Raw genomic sequence first — 19,091 nt, 5'->3', positions numbered from 1 at the left:
TCGGCACCGGTGCGGAACTGGGCCCGGTGTCAGCCCGAGTGCAGCACCGGTGCGGGTCTCGCCGCCTCGCCCCACCCGGTGAGGACGGCCGCCCCACCGCACCGCTCAGGCCACCACGCGCACCTCGGCCCGGTGTCCACCGGAGAGGAGCTTGGCGTCGCAGGTCACCAACGGTTGCCCGGTGATCTCCGCGAGCGCCACGTACGCCGCGTCGTAGGCCGACATCGCGTGGCGGAGCTCCCAGATGCGCGGCGCCAGCCCCCGCAGCGGTACCCGCTCCACCGGCCAGGCGAGGAAGGCGCCCAACCGGTTCAGGGCCACGCCCTCGGCGAGCTTGCCCCCGAGCACCTGGCCCCGCAGCGCCGAGGTGATTTCCACGTCGATGTGGTGCGGTGCCGTCACACCGCGCACCACCAGCCCGGAGAGGTCCGGCTCGGTGGTCCGCCCGAGCAGCACGTTGACGGCGGCCGAGGCGTCGAGGACGGTCACTCGCCGCGCCCGGACCGCACGATGCCCACAGCCTGCCCGATGCGGTGGGTCCCCTCAGCGGCGCCGGCGCCACCACCGCCGCGGCCGGGCGGCCCGCTCCGCCTCCTCGTGCGCGCGGCGGGCCTCCGCGGCCTCGGCAGCCAGCCGGGCGGCCTCGGCCTCCACGACGGGGCGACCGGCACGCCATCGGGCCAGGTACTCCTCCACGTCCACCCGGCCCACGACCGGCGGGGAGTGCTCCGTGGCCGGCGGACGACGGCGGTCGGCCAGCACCCGGGCGTTGAAGTCCTCCAGGTGCGCGCGGGCGGCGTCCTCGGTGGGCAGGGCCAGCACCGCCTCGAGCAGGCCGGCCTTCTCGCGCCGCAGCTGCAGCACCACGGGCAGGGCCGCCGAGAGGTCGGCGTTCTCCCGGCGCAGCTTGTCGCGGGCCCACCAGTCAGGGTCGTGCGGGCGGTCCAGCCCCTCCAGCGGGCGCCCGGCGCCGGGCAGGTTCTCGAAGGCGCCCTCCCGCTGCGCCTGCAGGATGGCCTGCTCGGCCACCGAGCGGGCCTTCTCCACGGTCAGCTCGCCGCCGGGCTGCGGCTCGGGCTCCTCGGGCCGGGCGCGCTGCTCCGATGCGGCGCGGCCGCGTTCGGCGGGACCCTCCCGGCGCGGGGGCAGCGGCGCGTCCATGCATCGAGGCTACGCCGGGCCGCCCACACCTGCCGGCCGCCGCTCCCCCACCGGCGACCACCCCCGGCCTGTTCGCCGGCCGTTCGGTTCGGCGCCACCGCCCGGCCACCCGGCATCGACGCACCGGCCACCGGGGCCTCCTACGGTGCGCGCGCCCGCCCCCACTCCCGGACGAAAGGCCCCTCATGACCTCCCCCATCGACCGCCGTTCCCTGCTGCGCGGCGCCGGCCTCGGAGCCGCCGGCGCAGCCGCCACCGCCGCCGCCTCCCCCGCGCACGCCACCCCGGTGCGCGGCGGCATCGAGCGCACGCACCTGCGCTTCCGCCGCGACGGCCGCTTCACGGTGGTGCAGTTCAACGACACCCAGGACACCCACACCACCGACCGCCGCACCCTGCAGCTGCAGGCCGCGGTCCTGGACGACGTGCGCCCCGACCTCGTGGTCATCAACGGCGACGTGGTGAACGGCGACATGGACAGCGCCACCCAGGTGCGCCAGGCGCTCAACAACGTCGTCATGCCGATGGAGGAGCGCGGCATCGCGTGGGCGGTCACCATGGGCAACCACGACGAGGACTCCGCCGAGCGCACGGGCATGACCGAGCGCCGCATCCTGGAGTTCGTGCGCCGCTACCGCCACAACGTCAACGGCGAGGGTGCCCGCGGCATCACCGGCACCGGCAACATGGTGCTGCCCATCCGTGGCTCCAAGGGTGGCCGCGCGGCCGCCGCCGTGTGGCTGCTGGACTCCGGCCGCTACGCCCCGGACGAGATCGCCGGCCAGGACTTCGAGGGCTATCCCGACTGGGACTGGCTGCGCTTCGACCAGGTGGACTGGTACGCCCACACCTCCGCCCAGCTGGAGCGCGCCACCGGCCGCCCCGTCCCCGGCCTGGCCTTCCAGCACATCGCCCTGTGGGAGCACCGCTTCATGTGGTGGGACAGCGTGGACAGCCGCACGCCGGCCGACCACGCCCGCGCCGTGGCCAAGCACCGCATCACCGGTGAGCGCAACGAGGACGAGTGCCCCGGACCGTTCAACTCCGGCCTGTTCAACGCGATGCTGTTCCGCGGCGACGTGCGCGGGCTGTACGTGGGGCACGACCACGTCAACACCTACGAGGGCGACTACTTCGGCATCCGCCTGGGCTACGGGCCGGGCACCGGCTTCGGCGCCTACGGCCTGGGCGGGGCGCAGGACCACCGCCTGCGCGGCGCCCGCGTGTTCACCCTCACCGAGGGCAGCGACGAGCTCTACACCAGCCGTGCGCTCTTCGCCGCCGACTACGGCATCGACCTCAGCGAGGGCTACCAGCCGAGCACCCCGCGCCCGCTGCCGCCGTACGTGCGCTGAGGCGTCCGCGCACCGAGGTACGCGACGGCGCCCCGCCCACCGGTGTGGTGGGCGGGGCGCCGTCGGCTCGGTCGGTGCCCCTCCTCAGCGACCCAGGCCGTCGAAGAGGTACCCGGCGCCGGCGTTGGCCTCCATCTGGGCGATCTCCTGCGCGTTGGGCTGGGCGTCGTACTCCTGGGCCTGGGCGTGGTCGATGAAGACCTCGCCCTCGCCGAAGCCCCAGGTGCGGACCCACGAGCCGTTGAGGTCGTCGCCCTCGGTGTCGGTGAGCATCGCCTGGCCGCCGTCGCCGGCATCGACCAGGTGGATGGAGCTCACGGCGGAGTTCCAGATCTCGGCGCCACTGTCGATGAGCTGGTCGTAGGTGGGGGCGGCGTCGTCGTTGTCGGTGATCTCCACCTCGGCGGTCACCGCGTCAGTGCCCTCGGGGCCGGGGCGGCCGAGGCGGGGCCGGCGGCCAGGCAGGTCACGGTGACAGCAGCGGTCAAGCGCGCTGCCCGCGCACCCGCACGAGTTCGTCAGGATGCGCGGGCGCCGCAGAGGTCCGCCTGTGGTCCAGAGGTACGCCCGAGAGTGCGTACCTCTGGACCACAGGCGGGCTTCTGCAGGGCGAGGGCACGCCTCGAGAGAGCGGGGCCGGGGCTGGCCGGGCGGGCGCGCACGCGGCCCCGGGCACACTGGATCCCGTGAGCACCCTGCTGTACGACCCCGACTGCGGCTTCTGCACCCGCGCCGCCCTCCTGCTGGCCGGCTGGCCCGTCACCTGCGTGGTGGCCCCGATGACGGACGCGCGCCTGGCGGAGCACGGCATCGATGCACGGCGCGCGCAGCGGGAGATCCCCTTCGTGGACGATGCCGGCCGCGTGCTGTTCGGCGCACCGGCCGTGGCGGCGGCCCTGCGCACCGCCGAGCGCACCACCCTCCGGGGCGCACTCCTCCACGCGGCCGGGGTGGTCCTGGCCGCTCCCCCGGTGGCGTGGGTGGCTCCGGCGACCTACCGGTGGGTGGCCGACCACCGCCACCAGCTGCCGGGCGGCACCACGGCGTGCGCCCTGCCTCCCCCGCCGCACGCCTGACCGGAACCAGGACGGCAGGCAGCGCCCCAGCGTGCCTCAGGGCCCACACCGCTCACCCCCAGCAGGCCCGTCCGCGGCCAGCCCCCGCCGCGCGGCGGCGCGTCACACCATGTCGTCGAGGTGGCTGAACACCAGGCCCCGGCCGAGCAGCTCGGGCAGCGCACGGGCATGACCGGCGGCGGTGCCGGACTCCGGGTGGTTCATGTGGGCGATGACGATGTCCCCCGGCCCTGCCGAACCGACGGCCCGCGCCACCTGCTCGGCAGAGAAGGTGGCGCCGCCGTCGCCGTTGACGCTGAAGCCGACCACGGGCGTGCCCACGTGTGCGGCCATGGCCGAGGCCACCTCGTCGCAGTGCGCCGTCCCGGGGCGGAACCAGCGCACCGGCCGACCGGTGTGGCGCTGCAGCACCGGGATGCCCCGGGTCAGCTCGGCGTGCGCCTCGCGGACGCTGCCGGTGCCGCGGATGCCGTACGCGTGCCGCCCCGTCACCGACAGTGGCACGTGGCGCCATCCGTGGCTCTGCAGGGAGAACAACGGGTCGCGGGCGAGGTCCCGCGTGGTGCTCGGGTTGGCCCGCACCCACCGCGCGTTGAGGAAGAGCGTGGCCGGCACGCGCAGGTCCCGCAGCACCTCGATGAGCGCCCGGTCGTACCCCGCACCCGCCCCACCCCCGCAGGCGTCCAGGGTGAGCGCCACCCGGCGGCGGGAGCGTGCGAGGGCACTCCCCCGGGTGACCACGCCAGGCACCGCCGAGCCCCAGTGCCGCGGACGGCGCCCGGCGAACTCCTCCTCGACGGCGCCGCGGTGGCGTGAGCTCCCGGGCGGCTCGGACGAGAGCTCCGGCGCGGACTCGCGCGCGGGCTCCGGTGCGGCGGGGGTCGATGTCGTGGTGCCCGGCGAGGACGGGGACACCGGCGCGGACCGCGTCGGGAGAGGCGGGGCCTTCGCGCCGTTCGGCTGCGCGGACGGCGCCGGCTCGAGGCTCCGCGGGTCGGGCACGCTGCAGGACGTCAGCCCCATCGCGGCCAGTCCAGCGAGCACCGACCGACGCGGCGTGCTGTGCGGTCCCCAGGTCATCCCTACACCCCCCGCAGGCAGGTTAGACCAAGCCGAGGGGCCGGCGCCTCCGCCGGCGTGGGGTCAGGCCGCCGCGGGCTCCTCGGCGTGCGCGATGTGCGCCAGCGACCGCCAGATGAGCACCAGCGTGAGGCCCGACCCCGCGAAGCCCACCCAGAACGGTGCGGTGATGCCGAACGCGTCGGCCAGCAGACCTCCGATGGGCATGCCGATGACCATGCCCCCGGTGAGGCCCACCAGGTTGATGGCGCTCATGCGCCCCATCATGTGGTCCGGGGTGGCGCGCTGCCGCACGGCCGACGAGGTGGAGGCCCACACGAAGCCGTACAGGCCGAACACGAACATGGCCGCATAGCCCACCGGCGCCGAGGTGGTGGTGGCCAGGGTGAGGTGCCAGAGCACCTCGAGGGCCAGGCACACCCTCATCACCGAGGCCAGCGACCACCGGGCGGCGATGCGGTCGTAGGCCAGCACGGCCACCACCCCGCCCACCGCGGAGGCGGTGTTGAGCAGGCCGAACCCGACGGCCCCCAGCCCGAGCCGCTCGTGCGACCAGACCACCAGCACGCCCCACCCCATCGCCCAGGTGACGTTGAACGTGAGGATGGTGAGCACGAGCGTGCGCACGGCGGGGGCGTCCTTGAGCCACGCCAGGCCGGCCACCACGTCGGCGTGCAGGCCCCGCAGCCCCGTGGGCGTGCCGGGGTCGGGCGCGGTCTCGCGCGCGGGCAGCACCATCCGGCTCACGGCGGCGGCGGCCAGCAGGAGCAGCAGCGCCGAGGAGCTGAACGCCCACGCGCTGCCCAGGGCGAACAACCCCGCACCCACGGCGGGGCCCAGCATCTGGTTGGCCACGAGGTTGGCCGACATCATGCGCGCGTTGCCGGTGGTGAGGTCCCGGCGGTCCACCACCGAGGGCAGCAGGGTCATGGAGGCCGAGTCGGTGACCACCTCGCAGACGCCCAGCAGCAGCGAGACCGTGAGCACCACGCCGATACTGGCGTGGCCCGTGACCAGCGCGGTCACCAGCAGCGTGAGCACCACCACGCGGGCGAGGTCGCCGGCCATGGTCATGCGGCGGCGGTCCACCCGGTCGGCGACGGCGCCGGCCCCGAGTCCCAGGAGCAGCCACGGCAGGCGGTTGAGCATGGGCGCGGCGGCGATGAGCAGGGCGGAGTCGGTGAGCGTGGCCAGCAGCAGCGGGGCGGCAGCCAGGATGATGCCGTCGGCCAGGTTGGCCGCGTAGGCGCCACCCACCAGCCAGCGGAAGGTGCGCCCCATGCGCGGCGGGAGGAACCAGTCCACGGCACGCGCGACGGGCCCGGGGGCGGGCGCGGCGGGTGGGGTGGCGAGGGGCACGGCGCAAGGGTAGGCGGGCCTGCGGCCGGGTGGCGCGGGATTTTCGGGGGTCCGGCGCCCGCCGGTCACCGACCGCCGGCTCGCCGTGGAGCGGAGCCCCGCGTACCGGGCACTCCGCTCCACCTCGACCTCGACACCACGCGCTGCATCCCATCGCGGGATGCGCCGCGCTACCCTGTGGCCATGAGCACCCAGATCGCCGTGCGCCTGCCCGACGAACTCGTCGCCTCCCTCGACCGTCTCGTGAGCGACGGCACGGCAGCCAGCCGGGCCGAGCTGGTCTCCTCCGCCCTGGAGCGTCACCTGCGCCACCTGGCAGCCCTGCACGACGCCGAGGTGCTCCGGACCAGAGGCGCCGAGGACGACCTGGACGACCTCGTGGCCTGGACCGTCGGCCACGTGTCCGTGGGTGACTGACGTGCGCGAGATCCGCCTCGCCCAACTCGACAAGACCCGCCCTGTCCTCGTGCTGACTCGCGACGCGGCCCGCCCCGCCCTGACGAAGGTGACCGTTGTTCCGGTGACCCGCACCGTCAAGGGCCTCTCCAGCGAGGTCCCCCTGGGCCCGACCAACGGCCTCGACGCCGAGTGCGCGGCCTCGCTGGACAACGTCGTCACCGTGCCGACCGCCTCCCTGGGGCGTGTGGTCGGGTGGCTGCACCCCCGGCAGGAGCGCGACCTGGCGGTGGCCATGGTGCGCGCCTTCGACCTCGACCTGCCCGTGCTGGGCGGCTGAGCCCCGCCTCCCCGCCCGGCTGCGACACTGGCCCGATGACGTCCGGTGCCACTGACTCCCTCGCCCAGCCCCCGAGCCAGCCCGCCGCCGCGAGCCCGTCCACCCCCACCGACGCCACGCACATCACCGTCACCGGCGCGCACCTGCACAACCTGCGCGACGTGTCGGTCACCATCCCGCGCAACCGCCTGGTGGCCGTCACCGGCGTCTCCGGCTCGGGCAAGAGCTCCCTGGCCTTCGGCACGATCCACGCCGAGGCCCAGCGCCGCTACCTGGAGACCGTCGCCCCCTTCGCGCGGCGCCTCATCCACGGCGCGCTCGACCCGCAGGTCCGCAGCATCACCGGTCTGCCGCCGGCGGTCGCGCTGGGCCAGCAGGCCACGAGCAGCGGTACCTCCTCGCGCTCCACCGTGGCCACGGTCAGCCAGACCGGCAGCATCGTGCGGATGCTGTACAGCCGCTGCGGCACCTACCCCGAGGGCGCCGAGACGCTCTACTCGGACGCGTTCAGCACCAACACGGCCACCGGCGCCTGCCCGGCGTGCTCGGGACTGGGCGTGGTGCACGAGCCCACCGAGTCCTCGATGGTGCCGGACCCGGACCTCTCCATCGCCGAGGGCGCGATCGCCGCGTGGCCGGGCGCCTGGCAGGGCAAGAACTACCGCGACATCACCGCGACGCTCGGGTACGACGTCACGGTGCCGTGGCGCACCCTGCCGCAGGAGAGCCGGGACTGGATCCTGTTCACCGACGAGCAGCCAGTGGTGCAGGTGGTGCCCGAGCGAGACCCCGAGCGCATCCAGCGGCCGTACTCCGGCCAGTTCTCCTCCGCCCGCCGCTACCTGATGCGCACCCTCGCCGAGACGAAGTCGGCCACCCAGCGGGCCCGGGCGCTGCGCTTCGTGGAGTCCCGCCCGTGCCCCACCTGCGGCGGCGCCGGCCTGCGTCCCGACGCGCAGCAGGTCACCTGGCAGGGCCACGGCATCGTCGGGCTCAGCGCGCTGCCGGTCACCGAGGTGGACCGCCTGGCCCGCGCCCGCCTGGCCGTCCTGCCCGATGCGGACGCGCCGGCCGGGGACGCCACCTCGCCCGACGTCCCGCCCCCCGCCGCACCCACCGCGCAGGAGGCCGCCGAGCGGGCCCTCCTGACGGATCTCGTGGCTCGCACCGCCGTGCTGCTGGAGCTGGGCCTGGGACACCTCTCCCTGGACCGCCGCAGCCCCACCCTCTCCCCCGGCGAGATGCAGCGGCTGCGCCTGGGCACCCTGCTGCACACCGGGCTGTTCGGTGTGGTCTACGTGCTCGACGAGCCCTCGGCCGGCCTGCACCCGCGCGACGCCGAGGCTCTCCTGCGCGTGCTGCGGCGCCTGGTGGAGGACGGCAACACGGTGCTGGTGGTGGAGCACGACATGGCCGTGGTGGCGGCCTGCGACCACGTGGTGGACGTGGGGCCGGGCGCCGGTCAGGACGGCGGGCTCGTGCTGCACTCGGGGCCGGTCGATGAGTTGCCGGGGGTGTCCGCATCGCTCACCGGGCGGTACCTGGAGCGCCCCGTGCACCCCGAGGAGGTCCGCGAGGGCGGGCCCCGGGCGGCCACCGGGTGGCTGCGAGTGCACGGCATCCACCGCCACACCGTGGCCGGCGCGGACGTGGACCTGCCGATGGGGGCCGTCACCGTGGTGACCGGCGTCTCCGGCTCCGGCAAGAGCTCGCTGCTGGACGGCATCGCCGAGGCGGTGCGCGCCCACGCCGAGGAGGTCGCCACCGAGGCCGACGACGCCGACGCCCCCGCGGACGACGCGCCCGCCACCCCTGGCACGCCCGGTGAGTCGTCGCTCGTCGGGGTCGTGAGCGCCATCGGACCCCGGGAGTCGACGACTCAACACACTGGCGGAACCGTTGGAGGGGCCACTCCTGGGGTCGATGACGGGGACCCCGCCGAGGTGCCCGGGCGCCTGGTGCGCATCACGCAGAAGCCCATCGGCCGCTCGCCGCGCTCCACCCTGGCCACCTACACCGGTGCCTTCGACCGGGTGCGCAGCCTCTTCGCCGCCACCCCCGAGGCCAAGGAGTGCGGCTTCGGCGCCGGCCGGTTCAGCTTCAACACCGCTCCCGGCCGCTGCCCCACCTGCGAGGGCCAGGGCTCGGTCTCGGTGGAGCTGCTCTTCATGCCCGGCACGTACTCGATCTGCCCGGACTGCCACGGCGCCCGCTATGACGACGAGACCCTCGAGGTGCGCTGGAACGGGCTCACCATCGCCGAGGTGCTGGACCTCACCGTGGACGAGGCGCGCACCGTCTTCGCCGACGAGGCCCCCGTGCGGCGCACCGTGGAGGCGCTGGCCACCCTCGGTCTGGGCTACCTGCGCCTGGGGCACCCGGCCACCGAGCTGTCCGGCGGCGAGGCGCAGCGCATCAAGCTGGCCACCGAGCTGCGCACCCGCCGCCGCCAGCCCACCCTGTACCTCTTCGACGAGCCCACCACCGGTCTCCACCCGGCGGACACGCACCGCCTGCTGCGCCAACTGCACACCCTGGCCGATGCCGGGCACACCGTGGTGCTGGCCGAGCACGACCCAGTGGCCCTGGGCACCGCTGACCACCTGGTGGAGATGGGGCCCGGCGCCGGTTCCGAGGGCGGACGGGTCATCGCATCCAGCCCGGCTGGGTAGGCTGCGCCCGCCCCTCACCCCGTCCCAGGAGTCCCATGTCCGCGCCCCGCGCCAGACGACGCCGCCCGGCCCGCCGCCCTGGCCGGTCGGACCGCCGTGTCTGGATCGCCCTGGTGGTGCTGGGCGGCATCGTGCTGGCCTGGCTCGTGGCCACGCTCAACCCGGCCAACGAGCGGGCCGACGACATCCCGCCGACCGCCCTCGACGCCTACCAGAAGGCCGCGAAGGGCGCCGAGGAGTTCGACCGCCCGTGCCATGACCTCGACTGGCAGGTGCTGGCCGGCATCGGGCGGGTGGAGTCCAAGCACGCCAACGGCGGCAAGCTCGACGACACCGGCCGCGCCGACCCACCCATCTTCGGAGCGCGGCTCGACGGCTCCGGCGCCGGCGGCAACGTGACCGGCCACGGCGACACCGACGGCGGCGAGCTGGACGGTGACGCCGAGTACGACCGCGCCGTGGGACCCATGCAGTTCATCCCGCTCACGTGGTCCGAGCTGGGGCAGGACGGCAACGGCGACGGCCAGAAGGACCCGCAGAACATCTACGACGCCTCACTGGCCGCGGCGCGGATCATCTGCGGCAACCAGGAGCGCGACCTCCAGGACGACGCCACGCTGCGCGCCGCCATCAAGCGGTACAACAACTCCGGCCAGTACGTGGACGAGGTGCTCACCTGGGCCGACCGCTACGGCCGCTGAGCGCGCCACGCCCACGCCCGTGCCGCGCGCCGGCCTGCCTCAGGCGGGCACCACGTACGCCGCCACCATCGCCCAGTGCAGGGCCGCGGCCAGCACCACCAGCACGTGCCAGATCTCGTGGAAACCCACCACCCCCGGCCACGGGTTGGGCCGTTCGAGGATGAACACGACGAAGCCGAGGGAGTAGACCACCCCGCCGGCGGCCAGCAGCGCCAACATGCCGGCCGGGAGGGTGACGTCCCCGGCCACCAGGGCCACCGGCATCCACCCCAGCACGATGTAGAGCGTGTTGGTGACCTCCTTGGGCAGCCGGGGGTTCACCGCGCGCAGCACGATGCCGCCCACGGCGATCGCCCACACCGTGCCCAGCACCGCCCACCCCAGCGGCGTGCGCACGTCCACCAGCACCAACGGCGTCACCGTCCCGGCGATGAGGGCGAACACGGCCGTGTAGTCCAGGGTGCGCAGCACGGTGTCGCCCCGTTCCCCCAGGTCGAGACCGTGGTGCAGGGTGCTGGCCACGAACAGCAGGAGCAGGGTGGCGGAGTAGACGCCGGCACCGACGATGCGCCAGGGGTCACCGGTGGTGGCGGCCTGCGTGACGAGCACCGCGCCACCGAGCAGCGCGAAGCAGGAGCCCACCAGGTGGGAGAGGGTGTTGACCCGCTCGTCGGTGACGTGGACCGAGCCGTCCTTGCTGCGCTCCGGGAGGGGGCCGCTCCTCACGCGGTGAACTCCACCACCGCGTCGGCGTAGGCCTCGGGGGCCTCCAGCGCGGGGCGGCGGCCGGCGCCCGGGATCTCCTGCACGCGGCCGTCGGGCAGCAGCTCGGCCACCTGGCGGGCCATCGCCCTCCCCGCGCGGTCACCGGCGCCCACGAGCACGAGGGTGGGCTGCTGCACGGCCCGCAGGGTCTCGGTGAGGTCCAGCCCGGCGAGGGTGTCCAGGGTCTGCAGGGTGCGTTGGCGGTCGATGCCCTGGGCCACGAGCGCGTTGCGGGTCTGGGCCTGCAGGGCGAGCTTCTGCATGCGCACGGCCATCTTCGGCATCGAGACGAAGACGCCCGAGAGCACCAGTCGACGCACCTTCTCCGGGTGCTCGGCCGCCAGCGTGGCACCCACCATGCCGCCCACGTCCTGCCCCACCAGGTCGAACTGGCGCCAGGTCATGACGTCGCCGGTGTAGAGCACGGCCGAGGCGCAGGCGGAGAGGTCCAGCGGGCCCGCCGGGCGGTTGGGCTTGAGCGCGTCCACCCACGGCGCGGCCATGGGGCGCGAGGCCCCCACCCGGCTCACGACGTCCTGCCAGTCGATGGGGTTGGAGCCCAGCCCGTGCACCAGGGCCAGCGGGGTGGGGCCGGGCGTGGCCTCCTCGAGGCCGGAGAGGTCGTCCGGGACGGTCACGTCGGGCAGTTCAGGCAGGTCGTCGCTCACCCGCGCCACGCTACCCGGGCCGTCCTGCTGGCCGCGGAACCCCTCCGGCCCCGCGGGATCAGACGCCGCGGGCCGCGCGCCGCTCGGCGGAGCTCCCGCCGTAGCAGGTGGTGTCCGAGGGGATCTCCCCCGCGACCACGGCCGCCCACTTGCGGGTCAGGTAGGCACCGTCGTCCGCCACGGCGTCGCGGTAGCTCATGTAGTCCTTCTTGAAGGGCGTGCGCACGTGGTAGCTGCCGGACCCCATGTCGATCACGGTGACCAGCCGCCCGGAGGCCCGGTGGAAGAAGTCCTTGTGGTCGGTCATGCGCACCCCCCTCGTCCCACCCGATGCGGCGCAGCGACTCGGTGCGGGTCACGTAGTTCTGGGCCACCATGAGACGCACCGGCAGGCCGTTGAGCGCCTCGTCGTCCTCGCGCAGCGGCGGGAGGGTCCCCTCCACCATGCGCGGGTAGCGCAGGTCACCGGCCTCGTTCTGGGGCAGCCCCACCAGCGCCAGGCCCACGATGTCGACCTCCGGCGTGGCCCGCAGGTACTCCACGGCCCGGTGGATCTGCGTGGCGGCGGTGAAGACGTGGTCGTCGTCGGTCACCAGCGTGAACTCGGTGTCCACCATCGAGAGGGCGAGGTTGCGCCCCACGGGGACCCCGGAGTTGAACGGCAGAGGCACCACGTCCGCGCGGAGCGGATGAAGCGGCGGCAGGTGGCGGGCCGCATGAAGGTCTTCACGGCGATGGTGACGTGCTCGGCGGTGTCGGCTCGCTGCTCGGGGGTGGGCAGCCCGACGGTGCGGCGGTCGTGCCGGGCGGCCCGGGCGAGCTGGGCGGTGGCCAGGGCGGTGAAGGCGGCGCGCGCCGGGATGCCGGCCACGGGGTGGTCGAGGGCACGCCTGGCGCGCTGCTTCCAGGTCATGGGTCACCGTAGCGGCGCAACCAGGCGGGTCAGGTCGGGGCGACACCCGCGGCTGCCGGGCAGCGGACCTCAGGCCAGCTCGCGCACCACCTGCCGCACCAGCGCCTCCCCGCGGCGGGCGGCCATCTCCAGGAACGCCGGGAAGTCCTCCACCGCTCCCTCGTCGGCGCTGTCGCTGATGCTGCGCACCACGGCCCAGGGCAGCCCCATGCGTGCGCAGGCCTGGGCGGTGGCGGCACCCTCCATCTCGGCGGCCAGGGCGCCGAACACCTCGTGGATGCGGGCGCGCGCGGCCCCGCTGGCGACGAACTGGTCGCCCGAGGCCACCCGCCCGGTGTGGACCGCGGCGTCCTCGGCGATGGCGCGAGCGGCCCGTTCGCAAGCGGCGCGCAGCCGGTCGTCGGCCGACCAGGCCAGCGGCTCGCCGAGGAGCTCGCCGGGCCCGCGGCCCAGCGGGGTGACGTCCACGTCGTGCTGCACCACGTCATCGGCCACCACGAGGTCCCCGACGGCCACCCCCGGCGCGATGCCGCCGGCCACCCCGGTGAAGAGCACCGCCTCGGCCCCGGCGACCCGCAGGGCCGCGGCACCCAGGGCCCCGTTGACCTTGCCCACGCCGCACCGCGCCAGCACGAGGGGGATGCCGTCGAGCACGCCGCGGGTGACGGTCAGGCCGAGCACCACCTCCTCGTGGGCGTCCTCCAGCGCCGCCCGCAGCGCCACCACCTCGGCCTCGATGGCACCCAGCACTCCCAGCACGCGTGTCATGGCGCGCATCGTGGCACGGTCAGGCAGGTTGTCCACGACCCGGGCCGCGCACGCCCTGCCACCCTCGCTCAGGCCAGCACCGAGCCCAGCAGCCCCGCCACGGCCTCGGTCTCGGTGAGGAACCCGTCGTGGCCGCTGGCGGACTCCACCTGCAGGTAGCGGCCCCCGGCGAGCGCCGCCACCCGGCGCACCTCCTCGGGGCGCACCAGCCGGTCGCTGCTCACGCCCACCGCCGTCACCCGGGCGTGGACGGCGGCCAGGGCCGCCGGCACTCCCCCGCGCCCGCGCCCCACGTCGTGGCTCGCCATCGCGTCGATGAGGGCGAGGTACGCCCCGGCGTCGAAGCGCCGCACGAACGAGTCCCCGTGGTGGTCCAGCCAGGCCGTCACCGAGCCACCCGAGGCGCAGGTGCCCGGCGACCCCTCCCCGAAGCGCTCCTCGAGGCCGTCGGCGCTGCGGTAGGTGAGCATCGCCATCCGCCGGGCCAGGGCGAGCCCGGCCACCGGGCCCGCCCCCGACGGGTGGTCACCGCCCCGCCACGCCGGGTCGGCGGTCACCGCCTGCCGCTGCAGGGCCAGGCCGCCGCGCAGGTCCGCCGAGGCCACGGCCGGCGCGGCCACCACGCACAGGTGCCCCGCCTCCACCTCGCGCTGCAGGCCCCACTCCAGGGCGCGCATGCCACCGGCCGAGGCGCCGAGCACGTACCCCACCCGGCGCAGGCCCAGCGCGCGCACGGCGGCCACCTCCACGGCCACCTGGTCGCGCACCGTCACGGCCGGGAAGCGACTGCCCCACCGGCGCCCGTCCGGGGCGGGGCTCGCCGGGCCGGTGGTGCCGCTGCACCCGCCGAGCACGTCCGGCGCCACCACGTGCAGGCGCCGCGTGTCCAGGGGGCGCCCGGGCCCGATGAGGTCCGGCCACCACCCGCGCGGGCAGTGCGCCGGGCCACCGGGGCCGCCCACGTGGGAGTCGCCGGTCAGGGCGTGCAGCACCACCACCACGTTGGAGCCGTCGGGCGCCGCGGGGGCTCCCCAGGTGCGCAGCGACACCTCGGGGTCCAGCAGCGCACCACCCTCCAGGCGCACCGGCCCGGGGCGCACGACGCGGTGCCGCGGTGCAGGTGCCCCGGCGCCGGCGGACACCGCGCCACGCCTCGGGAGCGTGGCGGTCACCGCGCACCCCCGACAGCCACGGCCGCGAACCCCCGCTCGAGGTCGGCGCGCAGGTCGTCCACGTCCTCGATGCCGACGCTGAGCCGCACCAGCCCGGGGGTGACGCCGGCCGCGCGCTGGTCGGCCTCGGAGAGCTGGGCGTGCGTGGTGGATGCCGGGTGGATGACCAGCGAGCGCACGTCGCCGATGTTGGCCACGTGGCTGTGCAGGCGCAGGGCGGAGACGAAGGCGCGCCCCTCCTCGGCACCGCCGGCCAGCTCGAAGGAGACGACCGAGCCGGGACCGTCGGGCAGGTAGCGCGCCGACACCGCGTGGGAGGGGTGGTCCGGCAGCCCGGCCCAGTGGACGCGCTGCACCTGCGGGTGCTCGGCCAGCCAGTGCGCGAGGGTGCGCGCGTTGGACAGGTGGCGTTCCAGACGGAGCGTGAGCGTCTCCAGGCCCTGGGCGATGAGCCACGCGTTGAAGGGCGAGACCGAGGCCCCCAGGTCGCGCAGGAGCACCACGCGGGCCCGCAGCACGTAGGAGAGGTTCACCCCGAACACCCCGTCCGCGCCCAGGTCACGGCCGAAGACGATGCCGCCGTAGGTCTCGTCCGGCTCGGTGAAGTGCGGGAAGCGGTCGCCATGGGCCGTGTAGTCGAAGCGCCCGGCATCGACGATGGCACCGGCCACCGCGGTGCCGTGCCCGCCGAGGAACTTGGTGGCCGAGTAGACCACCACGTCGGCCCCGTGCTCGATGGGGCGCAGCAGCGCCGGGGTGGCGATGGTGTTGTCCACCACCAGCGGCACGCCCACCTCGTGCGCCACCTCCGCCACGGCGGCGATGTCGAGCACGGTGCCCGAGGGGTTGGAGACGGTCTCGCCGAAGAACGCCTTGGTGGCGTCGGTGGCCGCGGCGCGCCAGGCGGCGGGGTCGGCCGGGTCCACGAAGGTGACGTCGATGCCCAGGCGCTTGAGGGTGACGGCGAAGAGGTTCTGCGTGCCGCCGTAGAGGTGGGACGAGGCCACCACGTGGTCGCCGGCGTCGCACAGGTTGAGCAGCGCCAGGGTGGTGGCGGACTGGCCGGAGGAGAGCAGCAGGGCGCCCACCCCACCGTCCAGGGCGGCCAGGCGGTCCTCCACCACTTGCGTGGTGGGGTTGTTGAGGCGCGTGTAGATGGGGCCCAGCTCGGCTAGGGCGAACCGGTTGGCGGCCTGGTCGGCATCGGCGAAGACGTAGCTGGTGGTCTGGTGGAGCGGCAGCGCGCGGGATCCGGTGTCGGAGTCGGGCACCTGGCCGGCGTGGACGGCGCGGGTGGCCAGGCCCCACGTGGTGGGGTCCAGGGCCTCGACGGAGGGGGCGTCGGCGGTGGCGCGGGTGGTCGGGGTGGTCTCGGTGGCGGTGGTGGGCTGGGTCATGGCGTCTCCTGGGTACGGGGGACCGCCCCGGCGCGAGGGCGCACCGGGGTGCGGTCAGCCGGCCACCCGATGGGGCGGCGGCGGGGAAAGGGGGTCGTCAGCCTCAGGACGAGGCTCGGCGCAGGGGGCTCAGGCGGCCCGCTGCGCCGCCGGCATTCGCCGCGACGCCCAGGAGGTGCCCGACATCGAGGTGCGGGCGGCGCCACTCAGGCGGGGGTGAGGGGAGGTGCGGTGCTGCATCTCGAACTCCTTCGCATCGTTCGTGGCAGTGGCACCCGTGGTCGGACCTGTCGGTCCGCCGGGTTGCCGCGGCGTCGTGGAGCCACGTCTCTCGGCCGCTCTGGATGAGGTGTCCACGACCGTAGGCCACGGACCCGGTGACCGCAAACCCCTGTGACCGATGCCGCACAATGAGCGGCCGTGCGAGTGATGCCCGGAGAGCGGAGGAGGAGCGTGGAGGCCGCAGCAGCACCCGAGCCGGTGGTGGTGACCTCGTGGCGCCACGTGGACGGCTGGTGGCCGGGGCGCCTGCACCACCTGGAGCGCACCGTGGCCGCGGCCGCGCGCACCTGGCCGGGCGTGCCGGACTGGGCCGAGAAGGTGGTGGCCGCCACCCACGAGATGCCGGCCGAGCTGGCCGAGGGCGAGTGGTTCCCCCGGCTGGAGGTGCGCACCACCGGGGTGACCGTGCTGCTGCGCCCCGCGCCGCCGCGTCGTCCCGCATCGAGGCTGTGGACCCTCCCGGGAGCCGACCCGCGCACCGCTCCCGAGGTCAAGGGGCCGGACCTGGCGGTGCTCGCCGACGCACGCCGCACCGCCCTGGGGCGCGGCGCCGACGACGCCGTGCTGCTCTCGTCCGCCGGCCACGTGCTGGAGGCGGCCCACGGCACCCTGGCCTGGTGGGAGGGCGAGGTGCTCACCACTCCCCCGGCCGCCGGGCGGCTGCCGTCGGTCACCGAGCTCCGGCTGCGCGAGCTGGCCGCCCGCCGCGGGGTGCGCACCGCCAGCGCGCACCGCACGCCGCAGGAGCTGGCCGGCCACGAGCTCTGGCTGCTCAGCGCACTGCACGGCATCAGCGGGGTGACGGCCTGGGAGCACGGCGGGCGGCCGCTGGTGCTCGCCGCCCCGGGACGCGCCCTGGCGTGGAACACCGCCCTCGACGAGGTGCCGTGACCGCTTCGCTCCCGCCGCGCCCGCTGCATGCCCTGCTCGTGGACAACCACGACTCCTACACCCACGTGCTGGCGCACCTGCTGACGGCGGCGCTCGGCCGCGAGCCGCTGGTGCTGGCGCACGACGACCCCGGCATCCGCACCGCGGTGCGCGCGGTGGACTGCCTGGTCATCTCCCCCGGGCCGGGCCACCCCGCCCGCCCCGAGGACGTGCGCCTGGCGGCCTGGGCGCTGGAGCACTCCGGCCTGCCGACGCTGGGGGTGTGCCTGGGCCACCAGCTGATGGTGGTGGCCACCGGCGGGCGGGTGGAGCCGGCCCCGGCCCCGCAGCACGGGCTGGTGGACGCCCTGGAGCACCACGGCACGGGGTTGGCGGCGCACCTGCCACCGGCCACCGAGGTGGTGCGCTACCACTCGCTGGCGGCCGTCGAGCCCCTGCCCGCGGGGTGGGTGGTGGACGCCCGCACCCCCGACGGCGTGGTGCAGCTGGCCCACCACACGCAGCGGCCGTGGTGGGGCGTGCAGTTCCACCCCGAGTCGGTGGGCACGCCGCACGGGCTGGCGGTGGTGCAGGCCTTCGCCGATGCGGTGCGCGCGGCGGCCCCGCGGCCGTGGACCCTCGTGGCCAGGCCGGTGCCCGGGCTCGAGCGGGTGGGCGCCGAGGTGGTGCACGCACGCTGGGCGGCCCGGGTGGCCGGCGGGGCCGGGACCGCACCGCCGGCCGGGTCGGGGCCGGTGCCCGACCCGGCCGGCCCCTCCTCGTGGTGGTTGGACAGCGCCCGCACGGGCGAGGGCGGGGGCCGGTTCACGATGCTCGGCACCCCCACCGGACCCCATGCGGTGGTGCTGCGCCCCTCGGCCGCACAGGACCCCTTCGCCGTGCTGGAGCACGCCCTGGCCGCGCGCCCGACCCCGCACCGGCAGGATCTGCCCTTCGACCTGCAGGGCGGCTTCGTGGGCTGGCTGGGCTACGAGGCACGGCGCTGGACCGACACCCGCTCGGACGCGCCCCCGGTGGTCCCCGCGGCCACGCCCGAGGCGGTGTGGATGTCAGCCGACCGGTACGCGGTGCTCGACCACGCCACCGGGGACGGGTGGGTGGTGGCCCACTGCCCCGACGAGCCGGCCGCCGTGACCGCTGCAGAGGCCTGGGCCGCCTCCACGCAGCGGGCCCTGCTCGGCGAGGGCGAACCCGGCGCGGACACGGGCCCAGGACCGGACCCGCTGCTCCTGCCCCGGCCAGCGGGCACACCACTGGTGGCCGACGTGGAGGGCTCCCTGCTCGTGGACGCCGCCACCTACGCCGAGCACGTGGAGACCGCCCGCCGGTGGTTGCGCGAGGGCGAGTCCTACGAGCTGTGCCTCACCACGGCCGTGGACGCCCCCTTCACCGGGGAGGTGCTGCCGACCTACCTGCGCCAGCGGCGCACCAACCCGGCGCCCTTCGCCGCCCTGCTGCAGGACGGCGGCACCGCCGTGCTGTGCTCCAGCCCGGAGCGCTTCCTGCACGTGGACGCCCACGGCTCGGTGGAGACCCGCCCCATCAAGGGCACCGCGGCCCGCAGCGACGACCCGGCCGAGGACGCTGCCCGCGCCGCCGCCCTGGCCACGGACCCCAAGACCCGCGCCGAGAACCTCATGGTCGTGGACCTGCTGCGCAACGACCTGGCGCGCGTCTGCCGGCCGGGCACGGTCCGGGTGCCCCGCCTCATGGCGGTGGAGACCCACGCGACGGTGCACCAGCTGGTCACGACGGTGACCGGGCGCCTGCGCGAGGGGGCCGGGGTGGTGGACCTGCTGCGCGCGGCCTTCCCCGGCGGCTCGATGACGGGAGCCCCCAAGGCCCGCTCCACCGACCTGCTCGACCAGCTCGAGGGCCGACCGCGCGGGATCTACGCCGGCACGCTCGGCTACCTGTCGGCCACCGGGACGGCCGACCTGGCCATCGTCATCCGCACCGCCGTCGTGCACGGCGGACGCGTCACGGTGGGGGCCGGCGGGGCCGTGGTGCTGGCCTCGGACCCGCGGGCGGAGTACGAGGAGATGCTCACCAAGGCCCGTTCCGCCTGCCGGTGACCCGGCGGAGCCGACGCCGA

20 protein-coding genes and 1 riboswitch are annotated in these 19,091 nt (G+C 75.5%); of the genes, 8 read left to right on the top strand and 12 right to left on the bottom strand.

Annotated elements, in window-relative coordinates:
* Window positions 1-105 precede the first annotated feature (105 nt).
* The gene (locus tag CYJ76_RS07020; protein ID WP_070705955.1) at window positions 106-489 is read right to left on the bottom strand and encodes a type II toxin-antitoxin system VapC family toxin; all 384 of its coding nucleotides are present in this window, start codon (window positions 487-489) and stop codon (window positions 106-108) included.
* 54 nt (window positions 490-543) lie between these two features.
* Entirely contained in the window at window positions 544-1,161 is a 618-nt protein-coding gene (locus tag CYJ76_RS07015; RefSeq protein WP_101849651.1) for a DnaJ family domain-containing protein, read from the bottom strand.
* A 185-nt stretch (window positions 1,162-1,346) separates the two neighbouring features.
* Between CYJ76_RS07015 and CYJ76_RS07010 the strand changes: the two genes are divergently transcribed.
* Complete coding sequence (locus CYJ76_RS07010) at window positions 1,347-2,516, top strand: metallophosphoesterase family protein (RefSeq protein WP_101849650.1); 1,170 nt, start codon at window positions 1,347-1,349, stop codon at window positions 2,514-2,516.
* Window positions 2,517-2,600: 84 nt separating this feature from the next.
* Here CYJ76_RS07010 and CYJ76_RS12460 read toward each other — a convergent pair whose 3' ends face one another.
* Complete coding sequence (locus CYJ76_RS12460; RefSeq protein ID WP_180802241.1) at window positions 2,601-2,927, bottom strand: snapalysin family zinc-dependent metalloprotease; 327 nt, start codon at window positions 2,925-2,927, stop codon at window positions 2,601-2,603.
* A gap of 275 nt (window positions 2,928-3,202) precedes the next feature.
* Between CYJ76_RS12460 and CYJ76_RS07000 the strand changes: the two genes are divergently transcribed.
* The gene (locus tag CYJ76_RS07000) at window positions 3,203-3,592 is read left to right on the top strand and encodes a thiol-disulfide oxidoreductase DCC family protein (protein WP_101849648.1); all 390 of its coding nucleotides are present in this window, start codon (window positions 3,203-3,205) and stop codon (window positions 3,590-3,592) included.
* 102 nt (window positions 3,593-3,694) lie between these two features.
* Here CYJ76_RS07000 and CYJ76_RS06995 read toward each other — a convergent pair whose 3' ends face one another.
* Window positions 3,695-4,672 carry a polysaccharide deacetylase family protein gene (locus CYJ76_RS06995; RefSeq protein ID WP_101849647.1) on the bottom strand — a complete coding sequence of 326 codons (978 nt, stop codon included), beginning with the start codon at window positions 4,670-4,672 and terminating at the stop codon, window positions 3,695-3,697.
* A gap of 63 nt (window positions 4,673-4,735) precedes the next feature.
* Window positions 4,736-6,031: an MFS transporter gene (locus CYJ76_RS06990; protein ID WP_331250397.1), complete on the bottom strand. Its 1,296-nt coding sequence runs from the start codon at window positions 6,029-6,031 to the stop codon at window positions 4,736-4,738.
* Between the two features lie 183 nt (window positions 6,032-6,214).
* Here CYJ76_RS06990 and CYJ76_RS06985 point away from each other — a divergent pair, with 183 nt between their 5' ends.
* The 4 genes from CYJ76_RS06985 to CYJ76_RS06970 are packed head-to-tail and all read left to right on the top strand — an operon-like array spanning window position 6,215 to window position 10,140.
* Entirely contained in the window at window positions 6,215-6,448 is a 234-nt protein-coding gene (locus CYJ76_RS06985) for a ribbon-helix-helix domain-containing protein (protein WP_070703542.1), read from the top strand.
* A gap of 1 nt (window position 6,449) precedes the next feature.
* Window positions 6,450-6,767, top strand: coding sequence for a type II toxin-antitoxin system PemK/MazF family toxin (locus CYJ76_RS06980; RefSeq protein WP_070703534.1), 318 nt, complete (start codon window positions 6,450-6,452; stop codon window positions 6,765-6,767).
* Between the two features lie 35 nt (window positions 6,768-6,802).
* Window positions 6,803-9,439 carry an excinuclease ABC subunit UvrA gene (locus CYJ76_RS06975; protein WP_101849646.1) on the top strand — a complete coding sequence of 879 codons (2,637 nt, stop codon included), beginning with the start codon at window positions 6,803-6,805 and terminating at the stop codon, window positions 9,437-9,439.
* A gap of 35 nt (window positions 9,440-9,474) precedes the next feature.
* Entirely contained in the window at window positions 9,475-10,140 is a 666-nt protein-coding gene (locus CYJ76_RS06970; RefSeq protein ID WP_101849645.1) for a lytic transglycosylase domain-containing protein, read from the top strand.
* Between the two features lie 39 nt (window positions 10,141-10,179).
* On the opposite strand, the gene trhA is transcribed toward CYJ76_RS06970, so the two are convergent.
* The 7 genes from trhA to CYJ76_RS06935 all read right to left on the bottom strand — a co-directional run bounded on the left by trhA (window position 10,180) and on the right by CYJ76_RS06935 (window position 15,823).
* The gene (gene trhA / locus CYJ76_RS06965) at window positions 10,180-10,866 is read right to left on the bottom strand and encodes a PAQR family membrane homeostasis protein TrhA (protein WP_070703537.1); all 687 of its coding nucleotides are present in this window, start codon (window positions 10,864-10,866) and stop codon (window positions 10,180-10,182) included.
* On the bottom strand, window positions 10,863-11,573 hold the full coding sequence (locus CYJ76_RS06960) for an alpha/beta fold hydrolase (protein WP_101849644.1): 711 nt from the start codon (window positions 11,571-11,573) through the stop codon (window positions 10,863-10,865). The genes trhA and CYJ76_RS06960 overlap by 4 nt, the downstream gene beginning before the upstream one ends.
* Before the next feature lie 58 nt (window positions 11,574-11,631).
* Entirely contained in the window at window positions 11,632-11,880 is a 249-nt protein-coding gene (locus tag CYJ76_RS06955) for a hypothetical protein (protein ID WP_141494347.1), read from the bottom strand.
* 282 nt (window positions 11,881-12,162) lie between these two features.
* Entirely contained in the window at window positions 12,163-12,486 is a 324-nt protein-coding gene (locus tag CYJ76_RS06950; RefSeq protein WP_070703540.1) for a hypothetical protein, read from the bottom strand.
* Between the two features lie 69 nt (window positions 12,487-12,555).
* On the bottom strand, window positions 12,556-13,254 hold the full coding sequence (locus tag CYJ76_RS06945) for a 5'-methylthioadenosine/adenosylhomocysteine nucleosidase (protein ID WP_180802240.1): 699 nt from the start codon (window positions 13,252-13,254) through the stop codon (window positions 12,556-12,558).
* Window positions 13,255-13,322: 68 nt separating this feature from the next.
* The gene (locus CYJ76_RS06940) at window positions 13,323-14,426 is read right to left on the bottom strand and encodes a homoserine O-acetyltransferase family protein (RefSeq protein WP_101849643.1); all 1,104 of its coding nucleotides are present in this window, start codon (window positions 14,424-14,426) and stop codon (window positions 13,323-13,325) included.
* A complete protein-coding gene (locus CYJ76_RS06935; RefSeq protein ID WP_101849642.1) occupies window positions 14,423-15,823 on the bottom strand; it encodes an O-acetylhomoserine aminocarboxypropyltransferase/cysteine synthase family protein in 1,401 nt (466 codons plus the stop codon). The genes CYJ76_RS06940 and CYJ76_RS06935 overlap by 4 nt, the downstream gene beginning before the upstream one ends.
* Before the next feature lie 250 nt (window positions 15,824-16,073).
* A riboswitch (SAM riboswitch) is annotated at window positions 16,074-16,174 on the bottom strand.
* Window positions 16,175-16,276: 102 nt separating this feature from the next.
* Between CYJ76_RS06935 and CYJ76_RS06930 the strand changes: the two genes are divergently transcribed.
* Window positions 16,277-16,996, top strand: a complete 720-nt coding sequence (locus CYJ76_RS06930) for an aminotransferase class IV (RefSeq protein WP_180802239.1) — start codon at window positions 16,277-16,279, stop codon at window positions 16,994-16,996.
* Window positions 16,993-19,071, top strand: coding sequence for a chorismate-binding protein (locus CYJ76_RS06925; RefSeq protein ID WP_202820463.1), 2,079 nt, complete (start codon window positions 16,993-16,995; stop codon window positions 19,069-19,071). Before CYJ76_RS06930 ends, CYJ76_RS06925 begins: the two co-directional genes overlap by 4 nt.
* Window positions 19,072-19,091: the final 20 nt, after the last annotated feature.

It is taken from the genome of Kytococcus schroeteri, assembly GCF_002847825.1.
GTDB lineage: Bacteria > Actinomycetota > Actinomycetes > Actinomycetales > Dermatophilaceae > Kytococcus > Kytococcus schroeteri.
This window is presented reverse-complemented; position numbering and strand designations above follow the sequence as displayed.

Coding starts and splice junctions, on each gene's coding strand:
- CYJ76_RS07015 (WP_101849651.1), bottom strand. CDS start 1,161: ATGGACGCGCCGCTGCCCCCGCGCCGGGAGGGTCCCGCCGAACGCGGC.
- CYJ76_RS07010 (WP_101849650.1), top strand. CDS start 1,347: ATGACCTCCCCCATCGACCGCCGTTCCCTGCTGCGCGGCGCCGGCCTC.
- CYJ76_RS06995 (WP_101849647.1), bottom strand. CDS start 4,672: ATGACCTGGGGACCGCACAGCACGCCGCGTCGGTCGGTGCTCGCTGGA.
- CYJ76_RS06985 (WP_070703542.1), top strand. CDS start 6,215: ATGAGCACCCAGATCGCCGTGCGCCTGCCCGACGAACTCGTCGCCTCC.
- CYJ76_RS06975 (WP_101849646.1), top strand. CDS start 6,803: ATGACGTCCGGTGCCACTGACTCCCTCGCCCAGCCCCCGAGCCAGCCC.
- CYJ76_RS06970 (WP_101849645.1), top strand. CDS start 9,475: ATGTCCGCGCCCCGCGCCAGACGACGCCGCCCGGCCCGCCGCCCTGGC.
- CYJ76_RS06955 (WP_141494347.1), bottom strand. CDS start 11,880: ATGACCGACCACAAGGACTTCTTCCACCGGGCCTCCGGGCGGCTGGTC.
- CYJ76_RS06950 (WP_070703540.1), bottom strand. CDS start 12,486: ATGACCTGGAAGCAGCGCGCCAGGCGTGCCCTCGACCACCCCGTGGCC.
- CYJ76_RS06945 (WP_180802240.1), bottom strand. CDS start 13,254: ATGACACGCGTGCTGGGAGTGCTGGGTGCCATCGAGGCCGAGGTGGTG.
- CYJ76_RS06935 (WP_101849642.1), bottom strand. CDS start 15,823: ATGACCCAGCCCACCACCGCCACCGAGACCACCCCGACCACCCGCGCC.